This window comes from Massilia sp. ZL223, assembly GCF_018119395.1.
Lineage (GTDB): Bacteria > Pseudomonadota > Gammaproteobacteria > Burkholderiales > Burkholderiaceae_D > Telluria.
The window spans coordinates 36,937-59,095 of sequence record NZ_JAGPWD010000020.1 but is presented as its reverse complement, the minus strand read 5'-3'; the positions used below and the strand labels follow the sequence as shown (position 1 = coordinate 59,095).

General features: G+C 66.6%; 20 protein-coding genes. 11 read left to right on the top strand and 9 right to left on the bottom strand.

Features of this window, described 5'->3' with window-relative positions:
• Positions 1-7 precede the first annotated feature (7 nt).
• Positions 8-2,251, bottom strand: coding sequence for an ATP-binding protein (locus tag KBW95_RS13755; RefSeq protein ID WP_211528522.1), 2,244 nt, complete (start codon positions 2,249-2,251; stop codon positions 8-10).
• A gap of 192 nt (positions 2,252-2,443) precedes the next feature.
• Here KBW95_RS13755 and KBW95_RS13750 point away from each other — a divergent pair, with 192 nt between their 5' ends.
• Positions 2,444-4,345, top strand: coding sequence for a PAS domain-containing sensor histidine kinase (locus KBW95_RS13750; RefSeq protein WP_307727651.1), 1,902 nt, complete (start codon positions 2,444-2,446; stop codon positions 4,343-4,345).
• Between the two features lie 31 nt (positions 4,346-4,376).
• Here KBW95_RS13750 and KBW95_RS13745 read toward each other — a convergent pair whose 3' ends face one another.
• Positions 4,377-5,582, bottom strand: a complete 1,206-nt coding sequence (locus tag KBW95_RS13745; RefSeq protein WP_211528520.1) for a triacylglycerol lipase — start codon at positions 5,580-5,582, stop codon at positions 4,377-4,379.
• Between the two features lie 145 nt (positions 5,583-5,727).
• Entirely contained in the window at positions 5,728-6,975 is a 1,248-nt protein-coding gene (locus KBW95_RS13740; protein ID WP_229429743.1) for a dienelactone hydrolase family protein, read from the bottom strand.
• Positions 6,976-7,216: 241 nt separating this feature from the next.
• On the opposite strand from KBW95_RS13740, the gene KBW95_RS13735 reads away from it, so the two are divergent.
• The 5 genes from KBW95_RS13735 (at position 7,217) to KBW95_RS13715 (ending at position 13,236) form a co-directional block, all read left to right on the top strand.
• Entirely contained in the window at positions 7,217-8,887 is a 1,671-nt protein-coding gene (locus tag KBW95_RS13735; RefSeq protein ID WP_211528519.1) for an MFS transporter, read from the top strand.
• Position 8,888: 1 nt separating this feature from the next.
• On the top strand, positions 8,889-9,980 hold the full coding sequence (locus tag KBW95_RS13730; protein ID WP_211528518.1) for an HlyD family secretion protein: 1,092 nt from the start codon (positions 8,889-8,891) through the stop codon (positions 9,978-9,980).
• Complete coding sequence (locus KBW95_RS13725) at positions 9,977-11,359, top strand: efflux transporter outer membrane subunit (RefSeq protein WP_211525628.1); 1,383 nt, start codon at positions 9,977-9,979, stop codon at positions 11,357-11,359. Before KBW95_RS13730 ends, KBW95_RS13725 begins: the two co-directional genes overlap by 4 nt.
• Before the next feature lie 42 nt (positions 11,360-11,401).
• The gene (locus tag KBW95_RS13720; RefSeq protein WP_211525627.1) at positions 11,402-12,019 is read left to right on the top strand and encodes a tRNA-uridine aminocarboxypropyltransferase; all 618 of its coding nucleotides are present in this window, start codon (positions 11,402-11,404) and stop codon (positions 12,017-12,019) included.
• 95 nt (positions 12,020-12,114) lie between these two features.
• A complete protein-coding gene (locus KBW95_RS13715; protein WP_211525667.1) occupies positions 12,115-13,236 on the top strand; it encodes a PA0069 family radical SAM protein in 1,122 nt (373 codons plus the stop codon).
• A gap of 110 nt (positions 13,237-13,346) precedes the next feature.
• Here KBW95_RS13715 and KBW95_RS13710 read toward each other — a convergent pair whose 3' ends face one another.
• Positions 13,347-13,871 carry a hypothetical protein gene (locus KBW95_RS13710; protein ID WP_211528517.1) on the bottom strand — a complete coding sequence of 175 codons (525 nt, stop codon included), beginning with the start codon at positions 13,869-13,871 and terminating at the stop codon, positions 13,347-13,349.
• 103 nt (positions 13,872-13,974) lie between these two features.
• Positions 13,975-14,436: a YciI family protein gene (locus KBW95_RS13705; RefSeq protein WP_211525626.1), complete on the bottom strand. Its 462-nt coding sequence runs from the start codon at positions 14,434-14,436 to the stop codon at positions 13,975-13,977.
• Positions 14,437-14,681: 245 nt separating this feature from the next.
• Between KBW95_RS13705 and KBW95_RS13700 the strand changes: the two genes are divergently transcribed.
• On the top strand, positions 14,682-14,858 hold the full coding sequence (locus KBW95_RS13700) for a hypothetical protein (RefSeq protein WP_211525625.1): 177 nt from the start codon (positions 14,682-14,684) through the stop codon (positions 14,856-14,858).
• A 9-nt stretch (positions 14,859-14,867) separates the two neighbouring features.
• On the opposite strand, the gene KBW95_RS13695 is transcribed toward KBW95_RS13700, so the two are convergent.
• Positions 14,868-15,728 carry an AraC family transcriptional regulator gene (locus KBW95_RS13695; protein WP_373888800.1) on the bottom strand — a complete coding sequence of 287 codons (861 nt, stop codon included), beginning with the start codon at positions 15,726-15,728 and terminating at the stop codon, positions 14,868-14,870.
• Between the two features lie 150 nt (positions 15,729-15,878).
• On the opposite strand from KBW95_RS13695, the gene KBW95_RS13690 reads away from it, so the two are divergent.
• Positions 15,879-17,303, top strand: coding sequence for a cytochrome P450 (locus KBW95_RS13690; RefSeq protein WP_211528516.1), 1,425 nt, complete (start codon positions 15,879-15,881; stop codon positions 17,301-17,303).
• A gap of 35 nt (positions 17,304-17,338) precedes the next feature.
• A complete protein-coding gene (locus tag KBW95_RS13685) occupies positions 17,339-17,911 on the top strand; it encodes an AAA family ATPase (protein ID WP_229429742.1) in 573 nt (190 codons plus the stop codon).
• Positions 17,912-18,164: 253 nt separating this feature from the next.
• Here KBW95_RS13685 and KBW95_RS13680 read toward each other — a convergent pair whose 3' ends face one another.
• Both KBW95_RS13680 and KBW95_RS13675 read right to left on the bottom strand, forming a co-directional pair.
• The gene (locus tag KBW95_RS13680; protein WP_211528515.1) at positions 18,165-18,758 is read right to left on the bottom strand and encodes a gamma-glutamylcyclotransferase; all 594 of its coding nucleotides are present in this window, start codon (positions 18,756-18,758) and stop codon (positions 18,165-18,167) included.
• A gap of 45 nt (positions 18,759-18,803) precedes the next feature.
• Positions 18,804-19,733, bottom strand: coding sequence for a LysR family transcriptional regulator (locus tag KBW95_RS13675; RefSeq protein ID WP_211528514.1), 930 nt, complete (start codon positions 19,731-19,733; stop codon positions 18,804-18,806).
• A 96-nt stretch (positions 19,734-19,829) separates the two neighbouring features.
• Here KBW95_RS13675 and KBW95_RS13670 point away from each other — a divergent pair, with 96 nt between their 5' ends.
• Together KBW95_RS13670 and maiA are read left to right on the top strand one after the other, a co-directional pair.
• Positions 19,830-20,855, top strand: coding sequence for a fumarylacetoacetate hydrolase family protein (locus KBW95_RS13670; RefSeq protein ID WP_211528513.1), 1,026 nt, complete (start codon positions 19,830-19,832; stop codon positions 20,853-20,855).
• Positions 20,852-21,496, top strand: a complete 645-nt coding sequence (gene maiA, locus KBW95_RS13665; protein ID WP_211525618.1) for a maleylacetoacetate isomerase — start codon at positions 20,852-20,854, stop codon at positions 21,494-21,496. Before KBW95_RS13670 ends, maiA begins: the two co-directional genes overlap by 4 nt.
• A 57-nt stretch (positions 21,497-21,553) precedes the next feature.
• On the opposite strand, the gene KBW95_RS13660 is transcribed toward maiA, so the two are convergent.
• A complete protein-coding gene (locus tag KBW95_RS13660) occupies positions 21,554-22,000 on the bottom strand; it encodes a CBS domain-containing protein (protein WP_211525617.1) in 447 nt (148 codons plus the stop codon).
• Positions 22,001-22,159 lie beyond the last annotated feature (159 nt).

Here is a 22,159-nt window from a genome sequence, read left to right as displayed (position 1 = left end):
CAGGGCCTTACGGATTGGGAGTTTGTTTCGGAATGCTGAAGGAGAAGGTCGCGCCTTCGCCCTGGACGGACTGTGCCCAGACACGGCCGTCGTGGCGCTCGATGATGCGGCGCACGTTGGCCAGGCCGATGCCGGTGCCCTGGAAGTCCTCCATGCGATGCAGGCGCTGGAACACGCCGAACAGCTTGTGCACGTAGTCCATGTTGAAGCCGGCGCCGTTGTCGGCGACGTGGAACACGGTTTCGTGCTCGCCGTCCTCGGCCCAGATGCGGATCACGGCGGGATCGCGCCCAGCCGTGAACTTGACCGCGTTCGACAGCAGATTCAGCACCGCCAGGTGCAGGAAGCTGGGGTCGGCCCAGGCCGCGGGCAGGTGGTCGATATGCCAGTCGACGTTGCGCTGGCCGATCTCCAGCCCGAGCTTGTCGATGCAGGCCGAGACCAGGTCGTTCATGTCGACCGTGGTCGGGCGCAGGGCCGCGCGGCCCATTTGCGAGAACGACAGCAGGTCGTCGACCAGCTTGCCGGCCAGGCGCGCCGACTCCTTGATGTTCCTGAGGAAGCGCTGGCGGCGGTCGGCGTCGTCCAGCCCGCCCGCTTCCAGCAGCAGGTCGGAAAACCCGACGATGTGGCGCAGCGGCGCGCGCAGGTCGTGCGAGACCGAGTAGGAAAAGGCTTCCAGTTCCTTGTTGGCGCGGCCCAGTTCCTCGGCCAGCTCGGCCATCTGCTCGGCGCGCTCGAGCGCGATGCCCAGCAGGGCGGAGCGGAATTCCACCGTGAGCTCGATCTCGGCGCTGTGCCAGGGCAGGCTCTGTCCGTGGATGGTCTCGCGCCAGGTGGCGAAGCTCTGGCGCGGCGACAGCTGGGTCGGGGCGCCAGGGCGCGCTTCTTTCTCATGCGGGTTGCCGGCCCATTCGATGGTCTGCACCAGCTCGGGGCGGAACCACAGCAGGTAATGCTTGTGGATGCGCGAGATCGGCAGCGCCAGCAGGCCGCTGGCGCAGCGCGTCAGCGCCTTCGCCGGCGGATAGCTCGCGGCCAGGTGATTGGTGTGATAGACCTCGGTATGGCCCTGCACCGCCAGCCAGGTCGAGAGCGCGCGGATCGCGTCCTCGTCCGGGGTGTCGCCATAGGTCATGATCAGGTCGTCGGCGACGATGGCCACGCCGCCGGCGCGCGCGAAGCGCAGCAGCTCGGGGAAGACGCCGCTCATGTTCTCGAGGAAGTCCGTGCCCTTGGTCAGGTGGCCGAGCAGCTCCACCATCACGCGCCGCACTTCGAGGCGGAACTGCAGCTCGGCCGCGTCCTCGCGCGACTCGATGCACAGCGCCAGGATCTGCCCCAGCTGCTCGCAGGCGGTGCGCTTCTCGACCGGCACCGGGCAGGGCGCGGCGTTGTGGCAGGAGATCAGTCCCCACAGCTGGCCCTTGACGATCAGCGACACCGACATCGAGGCCAGGGTGCCCATGTTGCGCATGTACTGCAGGTGCACCGGCGAGACACTGCGCAGGGCCGCGAAGGACAGGTCGTTGAGCCCGCCCGTCACCGGGTTGCGGGCCGGCGCCAGGGGCGCCGGCTGGTAGTTGGCGTCCTGGATCAGGCGGATCGGCGACAGCCGGTACAGTTCGCGCGCCTGGGCCGGGATATCGCTCGCCGGGAAGTGCTGGCCGAGGTAGGACTCGTAGCCGTCGTCCTTCGATTCGGCCACCACGCGGCCGTGGCCGTCGGTGTCGAACTGGTAAATCATCACGCGGCCGTACCCGGTGACCGAGCGCACGTGGCGCGCGGCCACTTCGGTCAGGGCCGGGATCGAGGCGTGCTGGTTGGCCTTGGCCAGGAAATCGCTGATCAGGGGGTACAGGTGGCGGAAATCGGCAGGCTGCGAGCGCTCGACGCGCTCGAACTCGGCGATCACCAGCCCATCCCAGCGGTGGGCCAGCACGTCGAAATGGGCGCCGTTCGCCAGGGTGGCGGTGCCCAGGTAGAGCGGACGCTCGCCGAGGGCGCCGTCGAGCAGCTCCGGCGCCAGGCGCGCGTGCGCGGCCTCGCCGACGATCCGCGCCAGCGGCTGGCCGGCGGCCTCATCGGCGGCGTAGCCGGTCCATTGCGCCAGGTTGGCGCTGGCCTGGGCCACCACGAGGTCGGGCGTGAGCGTGAGCATGAAGCCGTGCGGCTGGATGCTGCCTGGCGTGCGGATCGGTTCCTGATCGCAGGCGGACAAGTCGAGTTGTGCGGGTGCTGCCTGGGTCATAGTGCCTGGGGGAAAGGAGCTGGACTAACAGAGCGGTATTGTAACGTGAAACCGCCCGTCGCTTTACAAACCCATGCCGCGTCTTTACAAGCCGAGGGGGCGCCAGGCGCGTGGGCGGATATGGATGAGCGGTAGTATGATAGGATCATTTTAGGTCCATCTTTTCAGGAAGTACTCTTTCATATGGACAGTATGTCGTCCCCCGCCCAGCACGCGATGAGCGATGAGCAAAGGCTGCAATACCTGGTTGCCGGCATCAGCGACTATGCGATCTACATGCTCGATCCGCAGGGCCATATCACCAGCTGGAACGCCGGCGCGCAGCGCTTCAAGGGCTACGTCGAACACGAGATCCTGCGCAAGCACTTCTCGCGCTTCTATACGCCCGAGGACCGGGAATCCGGACTGCCGGAGCGCGCCCTGAAGCAGGCGCTGGAGCAGGGCAAGTTCGAGGCCGAAGGCTGGCGGGTACGCAAGGACGGCAGCCGCTTCTGGGCCCATGTGGTGATCGACCCGATCTACGACGAGCACGGCAACCTGCTGGGCTACGCCAAGATCACCCGCGACGTCACCGAGCGCCGCAAGGCGGAAGAGGCCCTGCGCGAGAGCGAGCAGCGCTTCCGCCTGCTGGTGCAGGGCGTGACCGACTACGCCATTTACATGCTCTCGCCCGAGGGCGTGGTGACCAACTGGAACGTGGGCGCCGAGCGCATCAAGGGCTATTCCTACGACGAGATCGTGGGCCAGCATTTTTCGCGCTTCTATACCGACGAGGACCGCCTGTCCGGGGTGCCGGCGCGCGCGCTGGGCACGGCGGGCCAGGCCGGGCGCTACGAGTCCGAGGGCTGGCGGGTGCGCAAGGACGGCACTCGCTTCTGGGCCCACGTAGTGGTGGACGCCATCCGCGACGAGCAGGGCGAGCTGCTGGGCTTCGCCAAGATCACGCGCGACCTGACCGAGAAGAAGCAGGCCGCCGAGGCGCTGGACAGGACGCAAGCCGCCCTGTTCCAGGCGCAGAAGATGGAATCGATCGGCCAGCTCACCGGCGGCATCGCCCACGACTTCAACAACCTGCTGTCGGTGCTGGCCAGCGGCCTGGAAGTGCTGTCCATGCAGCGCCAGCACGGCAGCGACGCCAAGACCCTGGACAGCATGCGGCGCGCGATCGACCGCGGCGCCACGCTCACCCAGCAGCTGCTGGCCTTCGCACGCCAGCAGCCGCTGCAGCCCGAAACACGCAATGTCAACCGCCTGATCACCGGTTTCGAATCGGTGCTGCGGCGCGCCGGCAATTCCTCGATCCTGTTCGAGGTGCGGCTCGACCCGATGGTGCGCAACGCCGTGATCGACGCGGCGCGCTTCGAGTCGGCGCTGCTCAATCTGGTGGTGAACGCGCGCGACGCCATGCCGGACGGCGGCCGCATCGAGATCGCCACCGCCAACGCCACCCTGGCCGAGGGCGAGGTCGGCAACCTGCCGGCCGGCGACTACGTACGCCTGACGGTGACCGACACCGGCACCGGCATGGATCCCGAGACCGTGGCGCGCGCCTTCGAGCCCTTCTACACCACCAAGGAAGTGGGCAAGGGCACGGGCCTGGGCCTGTCGCAAGTGTACGGCTTCATCAAGCAGTCGGGCGGCGAAGTCGTGATCCGCAGCAGGCAGGGCGAGGGCACGACCATCGCGATCTACCTGCCGGCCGCCGGCACCCACGACCATGACTACAGCAAGGCCGACACCGAGACCGTCCTGATCGTCGAGGACGAACCCGACCTGCTGGACGTGGCGTCCTCACTGTTCATGAGCATGGGCTACGACGTCATGACCGCCACCAGCGGCCGGGAAGCCATGAACGCGCTGGCCAGCCGCGATGTCGACATCCTGTTCACCGACATCGTCATGCCGGACGGGATCAACGGCATCGACCTCGCCGCCTACACGCGCGAGCACTATCCGCACGTCAAGGTGATGCTGGCCTCCGGCTATCCGCAGCCGGCCCTCAAGCTGGACCGCGGCAAGCTGGGCGACTTCGCCTTTGTCGCCAAGCCTTACCGGCTGTCGGACCTGGCGCGGAGCCTGCGCAGCGTGCACTGAGCGCCCCGAGGCTGTCCGGCTGCCTCGGGCGCTACAACGCAAAAATGATGTCGCTGATCTTCTCGTACAAGGGATCGGCCGACGGCCCCTTGTTCGGCCAGTTCAGGATGTCGAAGTGGTCGTAGCCTTTCCAGGTCCCCAGGTAGTTCCAGCTTCCCCGCGCCGAGCTGCCGTCGTAGTCGCGCGCCGGGTGGCCGTTCGGCGCGCGCATGCTGACCGTGTTGACCACGCCGTCGTTGGGAAACCAGTCGCTGTCGATGCGCTGCCTTCCCGGCCCGTCCTGGGTGTAGCCGCCCATCCCGCGCTGCAGCGGCGACGGCACGATCCACTCGCCCGCGAACAGCTTGAAGTAGGGGATCATGTCGGCGCGCGGATACTGGAAGGCGATGGTCTGGACCGGCGCGACGAAGCGGTCGGTGTCGTTGCAGCACCAGCTGCCGGCCTCGGTGGCCAGGGTGCCCACCGAGTAGTAATAGACGTGCGGCGAGGTGCGCGCCCAGTGGTTGAATTCGCGCGCACCGTCCGGCGCCAGTTCCCATTGCGCCGCCCGGTGCGCGAGCAGTTCGCGCAGCGGCGTGCGCAGGCTCGGCGCGATGTCGAACACGGCGTCGCTGAGCGTGGTGCCGTTGTGCGGCGCCGAGATGGTGGTCACGCTGCGGATCCAGCCGAGCTTGCCGCCCCGGTACAGCTCGCCGTCGCCTTCATCCTCGGGCGAGCCATGCTCCAGCAGTTCGACCAGCGCGCGGATGGTGGTGCCGCCCTGGCTGTGGCCGATCATGTGGATCGGGTGCCGGGCGTCCCAGGACGGATACAGCGCCAGCGGGTAGCCCTGCGGATTGTTGCCCGGATCGGCGGCCCAGCATTTGCCGGGCGGCTTCTGCACCTGGCCCGGCGTGCCGTATTTTTTCACGTGGCTGGCGCCATAGTCGACGCAGCCGCCCTTGATCTGCGCGTAGAGCTCGGCCGCGCGGTCCCAGTTGGAGCTGATCGGCCCGACCGCCGCCGCGAACACGTTGCGCGGGCCGCGGTAGACCTGCATGTGGCGCGCGATGTCGCCATAGCCGCCCCAGTAGTTGAAGCCGCTTTGCGGATAGTCGTCAGGGCCGAAGCCGAGCACGCCATGGACCAGGATCACGGGATCGTTGTTGGCGGCGCCAGCCGGCGCGCAGCAGGCGGCCAGGGCGGCCAGGAGCGCAGCCAGCAGCGAAGCGGGCCAGGCTTGTAAAAGGCGCAACATGTGCTTCTCCGATCAATGAGACGTCAGCCACATTGTCGGAGCAGGCGGGGCAGGGAGGTTTGCGCTATGTCGCCTGGGCGCGAGCTTGCGGCCCGGCACGCACGAAAACAGTGCGCGGCGGGCTTGACAGGCGGAAGCGTGCTGGTCAGCGCGTGGTGCTGCCGACCGAGGTGGTCGGCGCCGAGCCGGGGGCGGCCTGCTGCGGCGTGACCGAGGCGGTGGCGGCAGCCTTCTCGGCGGCGTCGATGCGTTCGCCGCTCCAGACCACATAGTCGTCGACCGAGTACAGGCGGCAGGGCTGGGTGCTCTTGGCGCTGCAGGTGGCCAGCGCACGGCCGTCCGGGTCTTCGCCTTCCTCGGCCCAGGTCCAGGCGCCGCTCGGCGACACGGCGAAGGCGCGCGGCGTCATCTTGGTCAGGTAGTCGCGGTAGGCGCGCTTGCCGTGCTCCGACAGGTAGGGCACGGCGTCGATGTCGTCGACGCGCGCGTAATCCGTCTTGGCCGGGCTCGGCGGCGGCGGCACCTCATGCACGACCGCGGTCGGCATGCCGACCTCCTCCAGGAATTTCTCGGTGTCGTCCAGCCACACCTTCTCGCCGTCGCGGCTGGCCAGCATGCCGTGCGCGTCGCGCTTGAAGGCGCCGAATTCGACCAGGCGGCCGCGCCCGCCCGCCTGCGCGAAGGCGGCGTGCATGCGCTGCGCCAGGTCGGGGCCGAACAGCGAGTCGTTCTTGCCGTACATCCACAGGGTCGGGACCGTGTTCTTGCTGCCGTATTCGGCGAAGGCCGACACCAGCTGCGAGCGCCAGGCGCAGCGGTCGCTGTCGTCGCGCAGTCCGCCGGCGAAGTTGATCAGGCCGCGCACGCCCGGCAGTTTCTGGGCGCCGAGGGCGATCGTGGCCAGGCCGCCGTACGATTGGCCGGCGACCACGATGTGGTCCTTGTCGACCCAGGGCTGCTGGCGCGCGAACTCGAGGGTGTCGCGGATGTCCGCGGCCTGGCTGTAGCCGTTCGCGGTCATGTCGCAGCCGTGCTCGGCGTAGCGGCCGGTCGAGTTGGCGAAGCCCTGGCGCATCGGGACGAGCACCGCGTAGCCGCGCTTCACGAAGGCGCTGGCCATGTGGTAGAAGCGGTCGCGCGGCTGCAGGCTGGGGCGGCCGGGATCCTTGCCGTGGTTGATGATGATGAGGGGGAAGGGACCGGGGCCGTTCGGCTGGAACACGGTGGTCTCGAGCATCGCCTGGTGCTGCGGACCGGCCGGCACCTTGATGATGTGTTCGTTCATCCGGTAGTCGAGCGGCATCTCCTGCGCGAAGGCGATGGCGGGCGCGATGGCCAGCGCGCTAACTAAGCCGGAAAACAAGCTACGGACAGACAGACGTGCTCTCAACATATGAACTCTATACAGCTGCCGATACGGAACAATTTCCGCATGGAATAAATTGATTCTAGGCAGGCTGGATAGGCAGAGCAATATCCGTTTCGGCAACTCTGGTGCTAAATTTTTGCGTGTGGCAAAAAGTGCTATTCCTTTCGCTTATCCCTTAGTGAATTAACAGCCGGGCGTCCGACGCGGTTTTTTCTGAGCGGTTATCATGCGCAAAGAATAAGAAACGCGCGAAGGATGAGAACGCATGAGCAAGTACGCGCCGCGTCAGTGGGCCCCCGACGAAAAGCCGATGCTGCCCGGCTCGCCGTCCACGCCGGCCCACCCGACGCCGTTGCGCTTCGCCTACCTCTTCGTCGGCATCCTCGTTACCATCACTGGCGGCCTCGGCAATGCTCTGGTGGTCGTCAACCTGGTCAACCTGCAAGGCGTGCTTGGCGCCTATTCGACCGAGACCAACTGGCTGCCGGTCGCCTACGTCATGACCAACGCCTCGATGAACCTGCTGCTGGTGAAATTCCGCCAGCAGTTCGGCCTGCGCCTGTTCACCGAATTCTTCCTGGTGCTGTATGCGCTGGTGACCTTCGCCCACTTGTTCGTCAACGACCTGAATTCCGCGATCGCGGTGCGCGCCGCCCACGGCATGCTGGGCGCCGCCGTGACGCCGCTCGGCCTCTACTACACGCTGCAGGCCTTCAAGAAGGAATGGCGCCTGAAGGGCGTGGCGCTGTCGCTCGGCGCGGCCCAGCTGGCGCTGCCGCTGGCGTACATCTTTTCCAACGACCTGCTGCAGATCGCCGAATGGCGCGGCCTCTACCTCTTCGAGCTGGGCCTGGCCGTGGTCTCGCTGGCCGCCGTGCTGCTGCTCAAGCTGCCGCCGGGCGACCGCATCAAGGCCTTCCGGCCGATGGACTTCGTCACCTTCGCCCTGTTCGCGCCCGGCGTGGCCCTGCTGTGCGTGGTGCTGACCTTCGGGCGCGTGCTGTGGTGGTTCGAGCAGCCCTGGCTCGGCGTCGCGCTGGCGGTCTCGCTGGTGCTGCTCGCCGCCGCCGTCTGCGTCGAGCACAACCGCGCCAATCCGCTGCTGAATATCCGCTGGCTCACCAACGCCAACATTGCGCGCCTGCTGCTGTCGCTGGTGCTGGTGCGCATCGTGCTGTCCGAGCAGAGCGTGGGCGCGGTCGGTTTCCTGCGCTCGGTGGGGATGGACAACGACCAGCTGCAGACCCTGTACGCCATCGTCCTGGGCGCCACCGTCGCCGGCATCGCGGTCTCGGCGCTGACGGTCAACGTCAAGCACCTGATGGCGCCGCAGGTGATCTCGCTGCTGTTCATGGCGGCGGGGGCCTGGCTCGACGCCCACGCCACCAGCCAGACGCGGCCCGAGCAGATGTACCTGAGCCAGAGCCTGCTCGCCTTCGGCAGCACCCTGTTCATCGGGCCCTCGGTGATTTCCCTGATCGGCACCGTGATCGGCAATCCGGCCAACCTGATCAGCTTCTCGGTGCTGTTCGGGTTGACGCAGAACCTGGGCGGCCTGCTAGGTTCTGCCATCGTCGGCACCTTCCAGGTGGTGCGCGAGAAATTCCATTCCTCGGTGATCGTCGAACAGCTGAGCTCGCTCGATCCGATGGTCGCCGCCCGCATCCAGCAGGGCGCCGCCGTGGCCGCGCGCAGCATCGCCGATCCGCAGGCGCGCACCCGCCAGGGCCTCGCCGCCTTGTCGGGCAGCGCCACGCGCGAAGCCAACATCCTTGCCTACAACGACGTCTTCCTCGTCCTTGCCATCCTGGCCACCGTGAGCGCCGCATGGATCTTCCTGCACGCCCTGTGGCTGCATTACTACCCGGCGCCCACGCCCGTCCCGGCGGCCCCGCCGCCCGGCGCCGCGCCGCCACCCGAACCCGTGACCGACTGATATGCCAGAACCTTCCACCACTCCCTCCACGGCGGCCCGGCCGCCGCGCAAGATCCTGCTCAGCGCGCTCATCTTCGGCGCCGTCGCGCTGGTCGGCGTCCTGCTGGTGCTCTATGCCTGGCGCCTGCCGCCTTTCCGCAGCGCCTTGCAGAGTACCGAGAACGCGCTCGTGCGGGGCCAGGTGACCATCATCAGTCCGCAGCTGTCCGGCTACGTGGTCGAGGTGCTGGTGCAGGACTTCCAGCAGGTGCGCCAGGGCGAACTCCTGATGCGCATCGACGACCGCATTCCGTCCCAGCGCCTGGCGCAGGCGCGCGCCGAGCTGGCCAACCGCCGCGCGGCGCTGGAAAACTATGCGCAGACGCGCGGCAGCGCCCAGGCCAGCATCGAACAGGGCAGGGCGGCCCTGGCGTCGAGCGAGGCCCAGGCGAAAAAGGCCCAGGCCGACCTGCGCCGGGTCGAGGAACTGGCGCAGGACGGCTCTCTGTCGGCGCGCGAGCGCGACCAGGCGCGCGCGGCCCAGGCGCAGGCGCTTGCCGCGCGCGACCAGGCCAGGGCGGCGCTGGAGATCGCGCGCCAGAACCAGCGCTCGGTCGACGTCAATCGCGGTTCGCTGGAGGCGGCGGTGGCGAGCGCCGAGGCGGCCGTCAAGCTGGCCGAGATCGACCTGGCCAACACCCGCATCCTTGCGCCGCGCGACGGCCAGCTGGGGCAGGTGGCGGTGCGCCAGGGCGCCTTCGTGAACGCCGGCGCCCAGCTCACCGCCCTGGTGCCGAAGCAGCTGTGGGTGATCGCCAACATGAAGGAAACGCAGATGGCCGACGTGCGCCTTGGGCAGCCGGTCAGCTTCACGGTCGACGCGCTCAACGATGCGCAGCTTCGCGGCCATGTGGAGCGCATCTCGCCGGCCACCGGCTCGGAATTCGCGGTGATCGCGCCCGACAACGCCACCGGCAACTTCGTCAAGATCGCCCAGCGCATCCCGGTGCGCATCAGCATCGACGCCAACCAGCCGCTCGCGCAGCGGCTGCGCCCCGGCATGTCGGTGGTGGCGACCATCGATACCGCTTCCGCGGCAAAGGAAGCGCGATGAAGCTGCGCTATTCCTGCCTGGCGCTGGCGCCGGTGCTGCTAGCGGCCTGCGCGATGGCGCCGCAGCCGGCGCCCGTATCGTCCCTGGACCTGCCGCAAGCCTGGCGCACGCAGGCGCCCGCCGCATCCGCCAGCGTGGAGCGTGACTGGTGGCGCGCCTTCGGCGACCCGGCCCTCGATGCGCTGGTGCGCCGCGCGCTCGACAGCAACGGCGACCTGAAGATCGCGCGCAGCCGCCTGCAGGAATACCAGGCGCGGGTGCGGGTGGCGGACAGCGCGCGCCTGCCGGCACTGAACCTGGCTTTCGCGCCGACGCGGGCGCGCGCCATCGGTCCCTTCGGCGAGCCGGTGGAATCGACGTCGCTGGTGGGCAGCGCGCAGGCCAGCTATGAACTCGACCTGTTCGGACGCCTCGCCTCTACCACCCAGGCGGCGCGTTTCGAGGCCCAGTCGCAGCAGGCCGCGCTGGACTCGGCGGCGCTGGCGGTGGCGGCCAGCACCGCGTCGGGCTACCTCAATCTGCTGGGCCTGGACGCCCAGCTGGCGCTGGCCCGCGCCACCCTGGCCTCACGCGAGCGTTCGTTCGCGCTGGCCCGGCACCAGTTCGACGTCGGCTACAGCTCGCGCCTGGAGATGTCGCAGGCCGAGGCCGAGCTGCACGCCACCGCCGGCGCCGTTCCCCAGCTGGAGCGCGCGATCGCCCAGCAGGAACAGGCCCTGAACCTGCTGCTGGGCGCGAGCCCGGGACTGGTGGCGCGCGGCGCGGGACTGGCGGCGCTGCGCATGCCTGTTCCTGGCCCCGGCCTGCCATCGGAACTGCTGCGGCGCCGTCCCGACATCGCCCAGGCCGAACAGCTGGTGGCCGCCGCCGACGCCGGCCTGGCCGCCGCGCGCGACCAGCTGCTGCCCGCGATCCGCCTGAATGCCTCGCTTGGCGTGGCAGGGCGCACCTTGCCGGGCCTGCTGCAATCGCCGGTGGACTTGTGGAGCATCGGCGGCAGCGTGCTGGCCCCGATCTTCGATGCGGGCCGCCTGCGCGCCCAGGCCGAGATCGCGGGTACCGCGCGCGACCGCGCTGTCTATGCCTACGAGAACGTGGTGCGCACCGCCTTCGCCGAAACCGAGAACGCGCTGGCCGGCATGCAGGGACTGCGGCGCCAGCTGGAGGAAGCGGAAAAGCGGCGCGTGGCCGCCAACGAGGTGCTGCGGGTCGCGCACAACCGCTACGCCAACGGCTACGCGTCTTACCTGGAAGAGCTGGACGCGCAGCGCAACGCCTTCAACGCCGACCTGAGCGTGCTGCAGCTGCGCGCCAGCTTGCTGGCGGCCCACGTCGATCTGTACCGGGCGCTGGGAGGCGGCTGGACGCCGGTGCCCTGAACACGTGTCTGCGCTACAATCGCGGCCTTATACCGCCGCCCCATGAACCAGCCTGCCGTCAAACGCCCGACCTGCGCCGCCTGCCTGCGCCCCGCCTCCGCCTGCATCTGCCGCTGGATCGCGCCGGTGCATACTCAGGCCGCTTTGCTGGTGCTGCAGCATCCGCTGGAAGTCCACAACGCCAAGAACAGCGCGCGCCTGCTGCACCTGAGCGTGGCCGGCAGCGCGCTGGCGGTCGGCGAGGCCTTCGATGCCGCGCAGCTCGACGCGCTGCTGCATGCGGATGCGCGCACGCCGGTGCTGCTGTATCCGGACACCGCCAATGACCCGCTGCTGCCGGCGCCGCCCGCCTGGCAAGCCTTGCCGGCCGCGCAAGTGCGCCTGGTGGTGCTGGATGCCACCTGGCGCAAGAGCCGCAAGATGCTCTACCTGAATCCCGTCTTGCAGCGCCTGCCGCGGCTGGCCCTGATGGACGTGGCGCCGTCGAATTACCGCATCCGCAAGGCGCATGCGCCGCACCAGCTGTCGAGCCTGGAGGCGGCAGCGCTGGCTCTTGGGCAACTGGAAGGCGATGCAGGGCGTTACCAGGCGCTGCTGGACGCATTCGGCGGCTTTGTGCAGCAACAGGCCGCCTACGACCCGCACTTGAGTCGAGCCTGAGAACGGCGTAACATACTGTATAAATATACAGTATGGAGCCAGCCGTGTCCGACCCCAAACCGCCGATCCGGAGAGAACCCGTGGACGAGCAGCCGATGCTCGGGCCGCTGCCGCCTGCTGCGCGCAAGGGACGCGGTGCGGTGTCCAACCTGCAGGGGCGCTACGAGGTCAATGGCCGTGAGCATTTCGACGACGGCTGGGACGAGGAAGACGGCGAGGCCTCGCCGGTGAAGACGGTCGTCACCGATGAATACGCAAAGAGCATCCTCACGCGCAACACCTCGCCGGACATTCCCTTCAATGTCTCGCTCAATCCCTATCGTGGCTGCGAGCACGGCTGCATTTATTGCTTCGCGCGGCCGACGCACAGCTACCTCGGCCTGTCGCCGGGGCTGGACTTCGAAAGCCGCCTGTTCGCCAAGGTCAATGCGCCCGACCTGCTGCGGCGCGAACTGGCCCGGCCGGGCTATGTGCCGGAGAACATCGCCCTCGGCGTCAACACGGACGCCTACCAGCCCTGCGAACGGGAGCTGAAGATCACGCGCCGCGTGCTGGAAGTGTTGTACGAGTGCCGCCACCCGGTGGGCCTGATCAGCAAATCCTCGCTGATGGAGCGCGACATCGATCTACTGGCGCCGATGGCCGAGCAGCGCCTGGCCTGCGCGGCGGTGACCCTCACCACGCTCGATCCGCGCATTGCCCGCACCCTTGAACCCCGCGCGGCTGCGCCGGAGCGGCGCCTGCGCACCATCCGGACCCTGAGCGAGGCAGGCATTCCGGTCAGCGTGAGCGTGGCGCCCATCATTCCTTTTGTGACCGAGCCGGAGATCGAACGCATTCTCGAAGCCGCGTTCAATGCGGGCGCGACCGGTGCGCATTACGTGGTGCTGCGCTTGCCGCACGAGGTCAATCCGCTGTTCCAGGAATGGCTGCAGGCGCATTTCTCCGACCGCGCCCAGCGTGTGATGAACCGCATCCGCGACATGCGGGGAGGGAAGGATTACGACAGCGATTTCTCCAAGCGCATGCAGGGGGAGGGCGTGTGGGCGGATCTGATACGCCAGCGTTTCTACAAGACCGTCGAACGGCTGGGCATGACCGAGTTGCGTGGACGCTTTGGCAGGCTCGACACCTCGCAGTTCCGGCGGCCGCTGATCGTGCCGCCGACGCCGGGCAAGCAGAACGGCAATGCGACGGGACAGCTCGACCTGTTCTGATGTGGTGGAATGTCTGTCCGGGTGTTGGCCAAACGGGATACGAGTACGTTGGTTATCGAGCGACCCGAACCAGACATTCTTTGGCATTCTTTTAACTGACTTTCGCCATGCTAGCGAAGCTTATTGGAGCGTCCTGCAACGAGACTGGGTAGCACCTTGATGTCGTACGCGGCAATATCAATCGGTTGTGCCAGATCGTGACGCGGCATCTGGGTCTCTGACTGGTTTCGGTAAATCAGCCAACGCCGTGATGAAATAATCGGGCCGTTGGGGCCATCCCATTTCTCTACAACGTAATTAGCACAAGTACTGTAAGTATTAAGGATCAGCTTGTCGCCTGGCTTCGCGCGCCCCTTAAATACGCGATCAATCCTGAAGGTTGACTTTTCGCCCACTAGCTCGATTTCCATATCAATCTTTTTTACCTGCTCAACATTGAGGAGAGTAGCGATCACTACCGAATCGACGCTATTGAATCGTTCGCGGACACGCTTTTCTGTCTTCGCATAGTCTTGTGGGGCCGCTGGTCCACACGCAAGCACTGGGACAGCGCTTGCTGCCATCATCAAAGCGATAACAATGCGACCAATTCGATTCAAAGGGGCGAAACGTTCAATGAAGGGGAGCGGCAACATCAGGTTGGGGAAATTTGCTTTCGGTAAAGGCCGCTTCTGGCCGATTACAGACTCTTGGCCGTTTCTGCTTTGGATCCGAAGCAGCCCCTAACTCTGTATCGGGCTACTTCTTGCGAATCTTGTTGTGCACGTCGTTCACCATCATCAGCGCTGCCGAACCGTACAGCTTGTGATACTCGGCCACCATCTCGCCATTGACGATCACCGGATCGGTCGCCACCATTTTTTTCGCTTCGTCGATATCCGGCGTGGCAAACACGAAAATGCCGCGGCGGCCGTCGACGCCGTCGAGCGGGCCGGCCAGGACCAGTTTCTTCTCCGCGGCCAGCCTTGCCATGTTAGCGAAGTGGCCCTGGAACATCTTGGTGCGTTCGGCGCCTTCCGGGACCTTGTTGGGCCCGGTTTTGAGGATCACGAACACGTAGGGACGCATACCCCGTTCGTCCGCGCCGAGCGAGCTGGCCAGCACGCTATCGTATTGGGGCATCGGCGCCCCGTCATGCTGGGCCGCAGCCTGGCCCAGCGAGCACAGCAGCAATGCGCCGAGCAGAGTTTGTTTCCACATCCTGGTCTCCTCGAGTGTCGTATCGGCCGCTCTTCGGGCGGCATCGGAAGGCAGCGTAGCACGTTAGTACTTGAGCAACAACTGCCTGCGCCCAGGAGTTGACCCGCTTCGGTGAACTTATCTGTTCAAGATGTGACGATCTGAGGATTTTTAGACATGAATTACTGTCAGAATACGCATCTCTTAACTGGCGAATAACGAAAACAAGATCGTCCAGGCGTGGTGTTTCGGTAGCAGGGGTGTGAATGCGGTGGATTGAAAGAATTGGCCTGTCGGCGGGGATCGCCGCCGTGGCGGTATGGTTTTTGGTGGTGAACGGCATTTTTGCCTGTGACGACATACCTGTCGTCTTCGGCATCATTGCTGGATTCATGATCCTGCTGCGCCCGGACCGGATTTTCCAGCGCAAACCGCAGCCCTGAGGCGCGGCCTCAAATCCACAGCCGATAGATCCAGAACGACTCGTCCTCGATAAATCGCTGTGCGAACTCGGTCGGCGCGAATCCCGTAATCTGCTTGGCGGCCCGGCTCATATGCGCCTGGTCGGCGAAGCCTTCGTCCTGCGCCAGCGTGGCCCAGTCGAAGCTGCGTCCCTGCTCGTAGCGCTCGCGCGCCGCGAAGAACAATCCCTCGGTGCGGGTGATCGCCTGCCACTGGCGCAGCGACCGGCCGCTGAAGGATTTAATGCGCCGCTCCACCTGGCGCGTGCCGGCCGTGCGTCGCCACTCGTGCGCTCGCCAGGCCAGCTGCTCCACCCAATGCCGTCCGAACTGGCGCAGCGAAGGCCGGGTCGACGCGCGTCCCTGGGCAATGCGCCAGCGCTCGCCCAGGAAAGCCGTCAGTACCGCCATGACCGCCGCGTCGTCGGCGGCGCCCAGCAGCGCGTCGAAGAATGGCGTCCATTCGGGATCCATCACCGCCTGCGCCGGTACGAAACGGTCCTGGATCGTGGCCGGATCCAGCCCGAACAACTGCTGCGCCACATCCGGCGCGAAACAGGCCATGTAGCCGCGGCCGGTGGTCGGCGCCCAGCTGACGGTTGGATGCGACTGGCTGCCCGAGACGACGACACGGGCGCCGAAAGCCTGCCAGCCGCGCGCGTCGACCAGGCCCATATCGACGCCGTGATACCACGACAAGGTCACCAGCGGCGAGGCCGGGAAGTGCGACAGCCGCTGCGCATCGTCGAGCACCAGGTGCGAGGTGTCGCGGCTGACCAGGGCCACCAGCGCCCCTTGCAGCGCGGGCGGGGCAAGGCTCAGCCGGTCGCGCGGACCGTCCGGCCCTGGCACGCGCGGCGCACGCGCGAGGCGGCTGGGGCAGGACGGGACGATGGACTGGCGATCGAGCTTCATGATGTCAAAGTATAAAAAGCTTCCTCACGTCTGTCGATGTCGTTTGGATTCAAGACGGCGCTTTCATGCAGCGTGAAAATCGCCCTCATGACAACGCCTACCTCTTCCCGCTGCCCTTTTCATGCGGACGGCATGCCGCCTGCTCCGGTCCTTCATCCGCCCGGCGTGTGGCCGCCCGGCCCGCGCGCCGGCCTCACCGGCTGGAGCTTGCTGGCGCGCATGGCGCGCGACATGCCCGGCGCCCTCGACGCGTGGCGCAAGGCCTACGGCGACGTGGTGCACCTGCGCATCTGGCCGGAGCACCAGGTCATCGTCAGCAATCCCCAGCTCGTGCGCGAACTGCTGGTGAACCAGCACGACGCCCACATACGCTGGGAGCGCGGCATCCGGATTTTCTCGCAGCTGCATGGACGCAGCGTGCTGGTCGAGGAGGGAGTGCGCTGGCACGCCAAGCGCCAGGCCCTGCAACCGGCGTTCGCGCCGAAAGTGGTCAAGGCTTTCGCGCCGGCGATCGCCGCGGCAACGGCGCAGGCGCTGGAGCGCTGGCCCGCCGGCGGCGCCGCGATGCCGGTCGAGAGCGCGCTGACGGCGCTGGCCATGGAGGTCATCATGCGCATGATGTTCTCGAGCGAGATCGGCGACGACGCAAGGCTGGCCGAGGGCGCCATCCACATGCTGAGCGTGAACGCCAACCAGGAGATGTTCTGGCCGGCCAGCTGGCCCGACTGGATGCCCTGGAAGCGCGAGAAGCGCCGCAACATCGCCGCGCTGAAGGCCTTGATCGACCGCCAGATCGACGCGCGCCTGGCCATGTCCATCGAGGCCTGGCCAGGCGATCTGTTGACCCGCCTGCTCCAACTGCACCGCGCGGACAGCGGCGCCTGGCCGCTCGATGCCGTGCGCGACGAATGCATGACGGCCTTCCTGGCCGGCCACGAGACCACCGCCGCTACCCTGAGCTGGTGGGCCTGGTGCATGGCCGCCAATCCTCAGGCCCAGGCCGAGGCGCGCCGCGAAGTGCAGATGGTCCTGGACGGCCGCGCGCCGACGCTCGAGGACTTGCCTGCACTGGATTACCTGGACCGCACGCTGCAGGAAACCCTGCGCCTGTACCCGGCCGCGCCGATCCTGATGAGCCGCCGCGCGATCAAGCCGGTGCGTCTCGGTGGCTGGACGCTGCCGGCGCGTACCATCCTGACCGTGCCGCTCGGCCTGATGCAGCGCGACCCGCGCTGGTTTCCTGAGCCGGACTGTTTCCGGCCGGAGCGCTTCATCGAGGAGGCGGCAAGCGCGCCGCGCGGGACCTTCATGCCTTTCGGGGCGGGGCCGCGCGTCTGCCTCGGCCAGCACCTGGCGCTGACGGAGATGACGGTGATCGCGGCTATGATCCTGCAGCGCTTCACCTTGTCCGTGCCGGAAGGAATGGCGCCGCCGCAGCCTGTCCTGAACGTCACCTTGCGTCCAGCTACATCGCTGCACCTGAAGCTGGAACGGATTGCGCCGTCCAGTTGAGCAAGCCGGCCGCATCGGCTAGGATGGCGGTCCACATGAGTCTCGGAATGGAAGCAGGCATGGAAGCGCAGCAAGGCAGCAGGATGGTGGCGTTCGTCGGCGCCGAGTCGACCGGCAAGTCGACCCTGGCGCTGCACCTGGCGCGGCAATGCGGCGCCGAATTCGTGCCCGAGGTCGGGCGCTTCATCTGGGAAGAAAAGCAGGGGCAGTTGGATGCGGCCGACTACGTCGAGATCGCCGAGCGCCATCGCGATGCCGAAGACGCGGCCGTCGCCCGCGCCCTGGGACCTTATGTGTTCGTCGACACCAACGCGCTGACGACTCTGCTGCTTGGTCTCTGCTTCGGCCAAGTCGCCGAGCCCGTGCCGCCCGCGCTGCTGCGCTATGCGGACGCGTGCCGCACGCGCTATCTGCACCATTTCGTGTGCGCCGACGATATCCCTTACGAGGAAGAGCCGGGCGTGCGCGAGAATGCGGCGTGGCGTACGCGCATCCAGCGGCTGGTGCTGGAGGACCTCGATGCGCGCGGCATCGCCTATACGGTCCTCACGGGGACGGTCGAGCAGCGCGCGGCGCGCGTGATGCAGGTCCTGGCAACGTTAAAGTGACCATGCGCCTGCGCGACATGAAGGGACTGGGGCCGCGTTCCGAGGAATGGCTGGCGCTGGTCGGCATCCGCCGAGATCCTGTTGCGTTTGGAGCAAATGGGATTGGCTCCGCGCTGAGTACGAATTCATCGTTAACCGTAAAACCGTCGCACCGGCGACGGCCGGTGCCCAAGTTCGTCGCGCAGTCGGTATGCATGCAAACTTGGGCCCCGGCCTACGCCGGGGCGACGGTTTCGAAGACAGCGGCGAGAAGTTAGCCAGCAACACTCGGGCCGCCAAGACGTACTCCGAATGCCGCCAGATGGTGTTCAATCTCGAACACATGCGCATCGACCTTGCCCATCTCGCGCAGCGCCTGCGCCAGGTGCAGCAGGTATTCACTGTTCGGTCCACTCGGTCCGCGCGCCAGCGCGATCTGGCGTGCGATGTCGCGTTCCGGCGCCGGCCCCAGGTAGGCCGCGTTCTCGTGCGTGGCGATATAGACGATCCCCTCGACGGTGGAACCGTCGTCGAAATGCATATCCGTCGCCAGGCGCAGGTAGCCGTTCTTTTCGCGGTAGTCGAGGTGGGCGAATTCCTCCGGCGTGACCAGGTAGGCCATGCCGTCGCAATGCGCTCCTGGTTCCGGCACCAGGGTCACCACGCGGCCAGGCGCGGTCTCGGTGCCGCGATGGTCGTGCGAACCCTGCCAGAAACGGCGCGACCAGCCGCGAATCGCGGCGGGACGGCGGTCGAGGAAAGGAAAGTCGGCCTTGAAGATCAGCGAACCGTAGCCGAACAGCCAGACGCTGTCGTGGCTGTCGAACTTGTCCATGCGCTGGTTGATCGCGATGGTGTTGTGGGACATCGTGGAGGAGGGCGAGTAGCGCTCAGTTTGCTAACAATAGTCATTCTAACGCGCCGGGCTCTGGCGCACAGACACCTCCGCAACCATATTCTCGACATGCTCGAACAGGAAGTCGATGAAGCTCTCCGCCGCCGGCGAGAGCGAGCGCCCGGGACGCGTGTAGACGAAGAAGCGCCGCGTCAGCTGCGGCGCTTCGAGCGGACGCATCACGAGGCCATAGAGCGTCGCGAGCGGCTCGGCGTAGGGCAGGCAGACCGTTACGCCCAGGCCCGCGCTCACCATCGCCAGCGCGGTGGTCATGAAGGTGACTTCGTGGGCCGGCTTGGCCGGCACTTCGCGCAGCGAGGCATGCATATCGTCCAGCAGGCGCTCGGTGAACTGGCCTTGCAGGGAAATGAAGGGGTAGCGCGACAAGTCGTGCCAGGTTACGCGCTCTTGCCGTTCCAGCTCGTGGCCCTTGGGGAACACGAGCGCGAACGGCATCTCGAACAGCTGGCGCGCGTGCAGGGTCGGCGCCGGATCGCGTTCCGGGCCGATGCCGAAATCCGCCTCCCCCGACAGCGTGCGCGCGATCACGCTTTCGACCGCCGTGTCGGCGAGGCGCACCTGGATGTCGGGATGCCGCGCGCGGTAGGCGGCGATCGCTTCCGGCAGCACCGTGCACGACATCAGCTGCGGCGCGGCGATGCGCACGATGCCTTTTTTGAGCCGCGTGTGATCCGCCACGTTAGCCAGCGCACCGTCCAAGTCATCAATCATCTGGCTAAATAGCGGGTACAACTCGCGGCCGATATCGGTGAGGGCAATCTTGCGGGTGCTGCGGTCGACCAAGCGTGTGCCAAGGGTCTGCTCCAGTTCCTTGATCAAACCGGACAAGGCTGATTGAGTAATGTGCAAGTACTCAGCAGCAAGCGTAAAGTGGCCTGTCTTGGCGACGGCGACGAAGGCGCGCATCTGGCGCAGGCTAGGATTCATAAGATATTCCGATAAATCGGGCGGAAAATACTGTTTGTATGATAGTACGTTTTGATTTGTAATGGCGAAGAACAAAGTTTTAGCGAAGGAAACACCATGAAACTCGCCACCCTCAAAACGGGCGGCCGCGACGGCACCCTGGTCGTCGTCAGCCGCGATCTCGTCACCTGCCAGGCCGTTCCGAAGATCGCCCGCACCCTGCAATGCGCGCTCGACGACTGGGACCGCATCGCGCCCGAGCTCCAGAAAGTCTACGACAAGCTCAATGCCGGCACCGCCGAGAAGGCCGAGTCCTTCCTGGAGGAAGAATGCCATTCGCCGCTGCCGCGCGCCTATCAATGGGCCGACGGTTCCGCCTACATCAACCACGTCGAGCTGGTGCGCAAGGCGCGCAACGCCGACGTTCCGGCGTCGTTCTATACCGACCCGCTGATGTACCAGGGCGGCTCGGATTCCTTCGTCGGTCCGAACGACCCGATCATGGTCCAGTCCGAGGACTGGGGCGTGGACCTGGAAGCCGAAGTAGCGGTGGTCACCGGCGACGTGCCGATGGGCGCCACGCCGGAGCAGGCGGCCGCCGCCATTCGCCTGGTGATGCTGGTCAACGACGTCTCGCTGCGCAACCTGATCCCGAACGAGCTGGCCAAGGGCTTCGGCTTCTTCCAGTCCAAGCCGGCCAGCGCCTTCTCGCCGGTGGCGGTCACGCCCGACGAGCTGGGCGACGCCTGGCGCGACAGCAAGCTGTGCCTGCCGCTGCTGGTGACGCTCAACGAAGCGCCGTTCGGCCGTCCGAACGCGGGCGAGGACATGACCTTCAGCTTCGCCCAGCTGGTGGCCCACGCGGCCAAGACCCGCGAGCTGGGCGCCGGCAGCATCATCGGCTCGGGCACCGTGTCGAACAAGCAGGGCAGCCTGCACGGTTCGAGCGTCGAGAACGGCGGTGTCGGCTACTGCTGCCTGGCCGAAGTACGCATGTATGAAACCATCGAGCAGGGCGCCCCGCAGACGCCGTTCCTGCGCTACGGCGACACCGTACGCATCGAAATGCTCGACGCCAGCGGCGCCAGCATTTTCGGCGCCATCGATCAAGAAGTTGCGCCTTACCACTGGAGGCATCGATGAAGCTCTATACCTACTTCCGCAGCTCGGCCGCGTACCGGGTCCGGATCGCGCTGAATCTGAAGGGCTTGTCCTACCAGGCGGTGCCTGTGCATCTGTTGAAGGGTGGTGGCGAGCAGCACCAGGAAGACTACCGCCGGATCAATCCGAGCGGCCTGTTGCCGGCCTTCCAGGACGACTGGATCACCTTGACCCAGTCGATGGCGATCATCGAGTACCTCGAGGAAGCGCATCCCACGGTGCCGCTGCTGCCGAAGGACGCGCCGGGCCGTGCACGCGTGCGCGAGCTGGCGCAGATCATCGGCTGCGACATCCACCCGATCAACAACCTGCGCGTGCTGAGCTACCTGGTGAAGCAGCTGGGCTTGTCGGAGCAGGCCAAGACCGAGTGGTACCGCCACTGGGTGATCGAAGGCTTCCAGTCGCTCGAGGCGCACCTGGCGCGCGACCCGGGCGCGGGCCCGTTCTGCCACGGCGACCGCCCGACCATCGCCGATTGCTACCTGGTGCCGCAGGTGTTCAATGCGCAGCGTTTCGATATCGATCTGAAGCCCTTCCCGAACATCGCGCGCATCAATGCGCTGTGTACCGACCTGCCGGCCTTCAAAGCGGCGCATCCATCGCGCCAGCCGGACGCGGAGTAAAGAAGCGGCACCGCACCTGCGGCAAGCAGGTGCGGTGTGGCGTGCCTAGTGGCGTGCCTAGTGGCGCGTCACCGAGCGGTCCGGCTCGGACGGCGTCGAGATTTCGTCCAGCGTGGCGTCGACCTTGGCCGAGTGCTTGGTTGCGATGTCGCCGAGCGAAACGATGCCGACCAGCTGGTGCGACTGCTCGTCGATGACCGGCACGCGGCGGATCTGCACGTCGCCCATCTGGCCGAGCACTTCGTCGACCTGCTGGTTGCTGAAGCAGGTGCGCACGTCGGTGCTCATCACGTCGGCCACGCAGGTCTGGTCCGGGGCCTGGCCGGCGGCGGTGGAGCGCACGGTGATGTCGCGGTCGGTGATCATGCCGACCAGGCGGTCGCCGTCGCATACGGGGATCGACCCCACGTTCAATTCATCCATCAGCTGCGCCGCCCGGCGCACGCTTTCCTGCGGCGAAATCGTCTGCACGTCTGGGGTCATGATGTCCTGGATTGTCTGCATGGTGTCCTCCTTCGTTGGTCGATGCCCCGGGTGGGGATGGAGGAAAATCATGCACCGAAACGAGAAAGGCGGACGCTAGATTGAATGGTGGAATGCTTGGGGTTTCTGGTGCAAGCGAGTAGTAGCGGTTTGCCAGCAGACCGCGCACCTCGCCTCAAG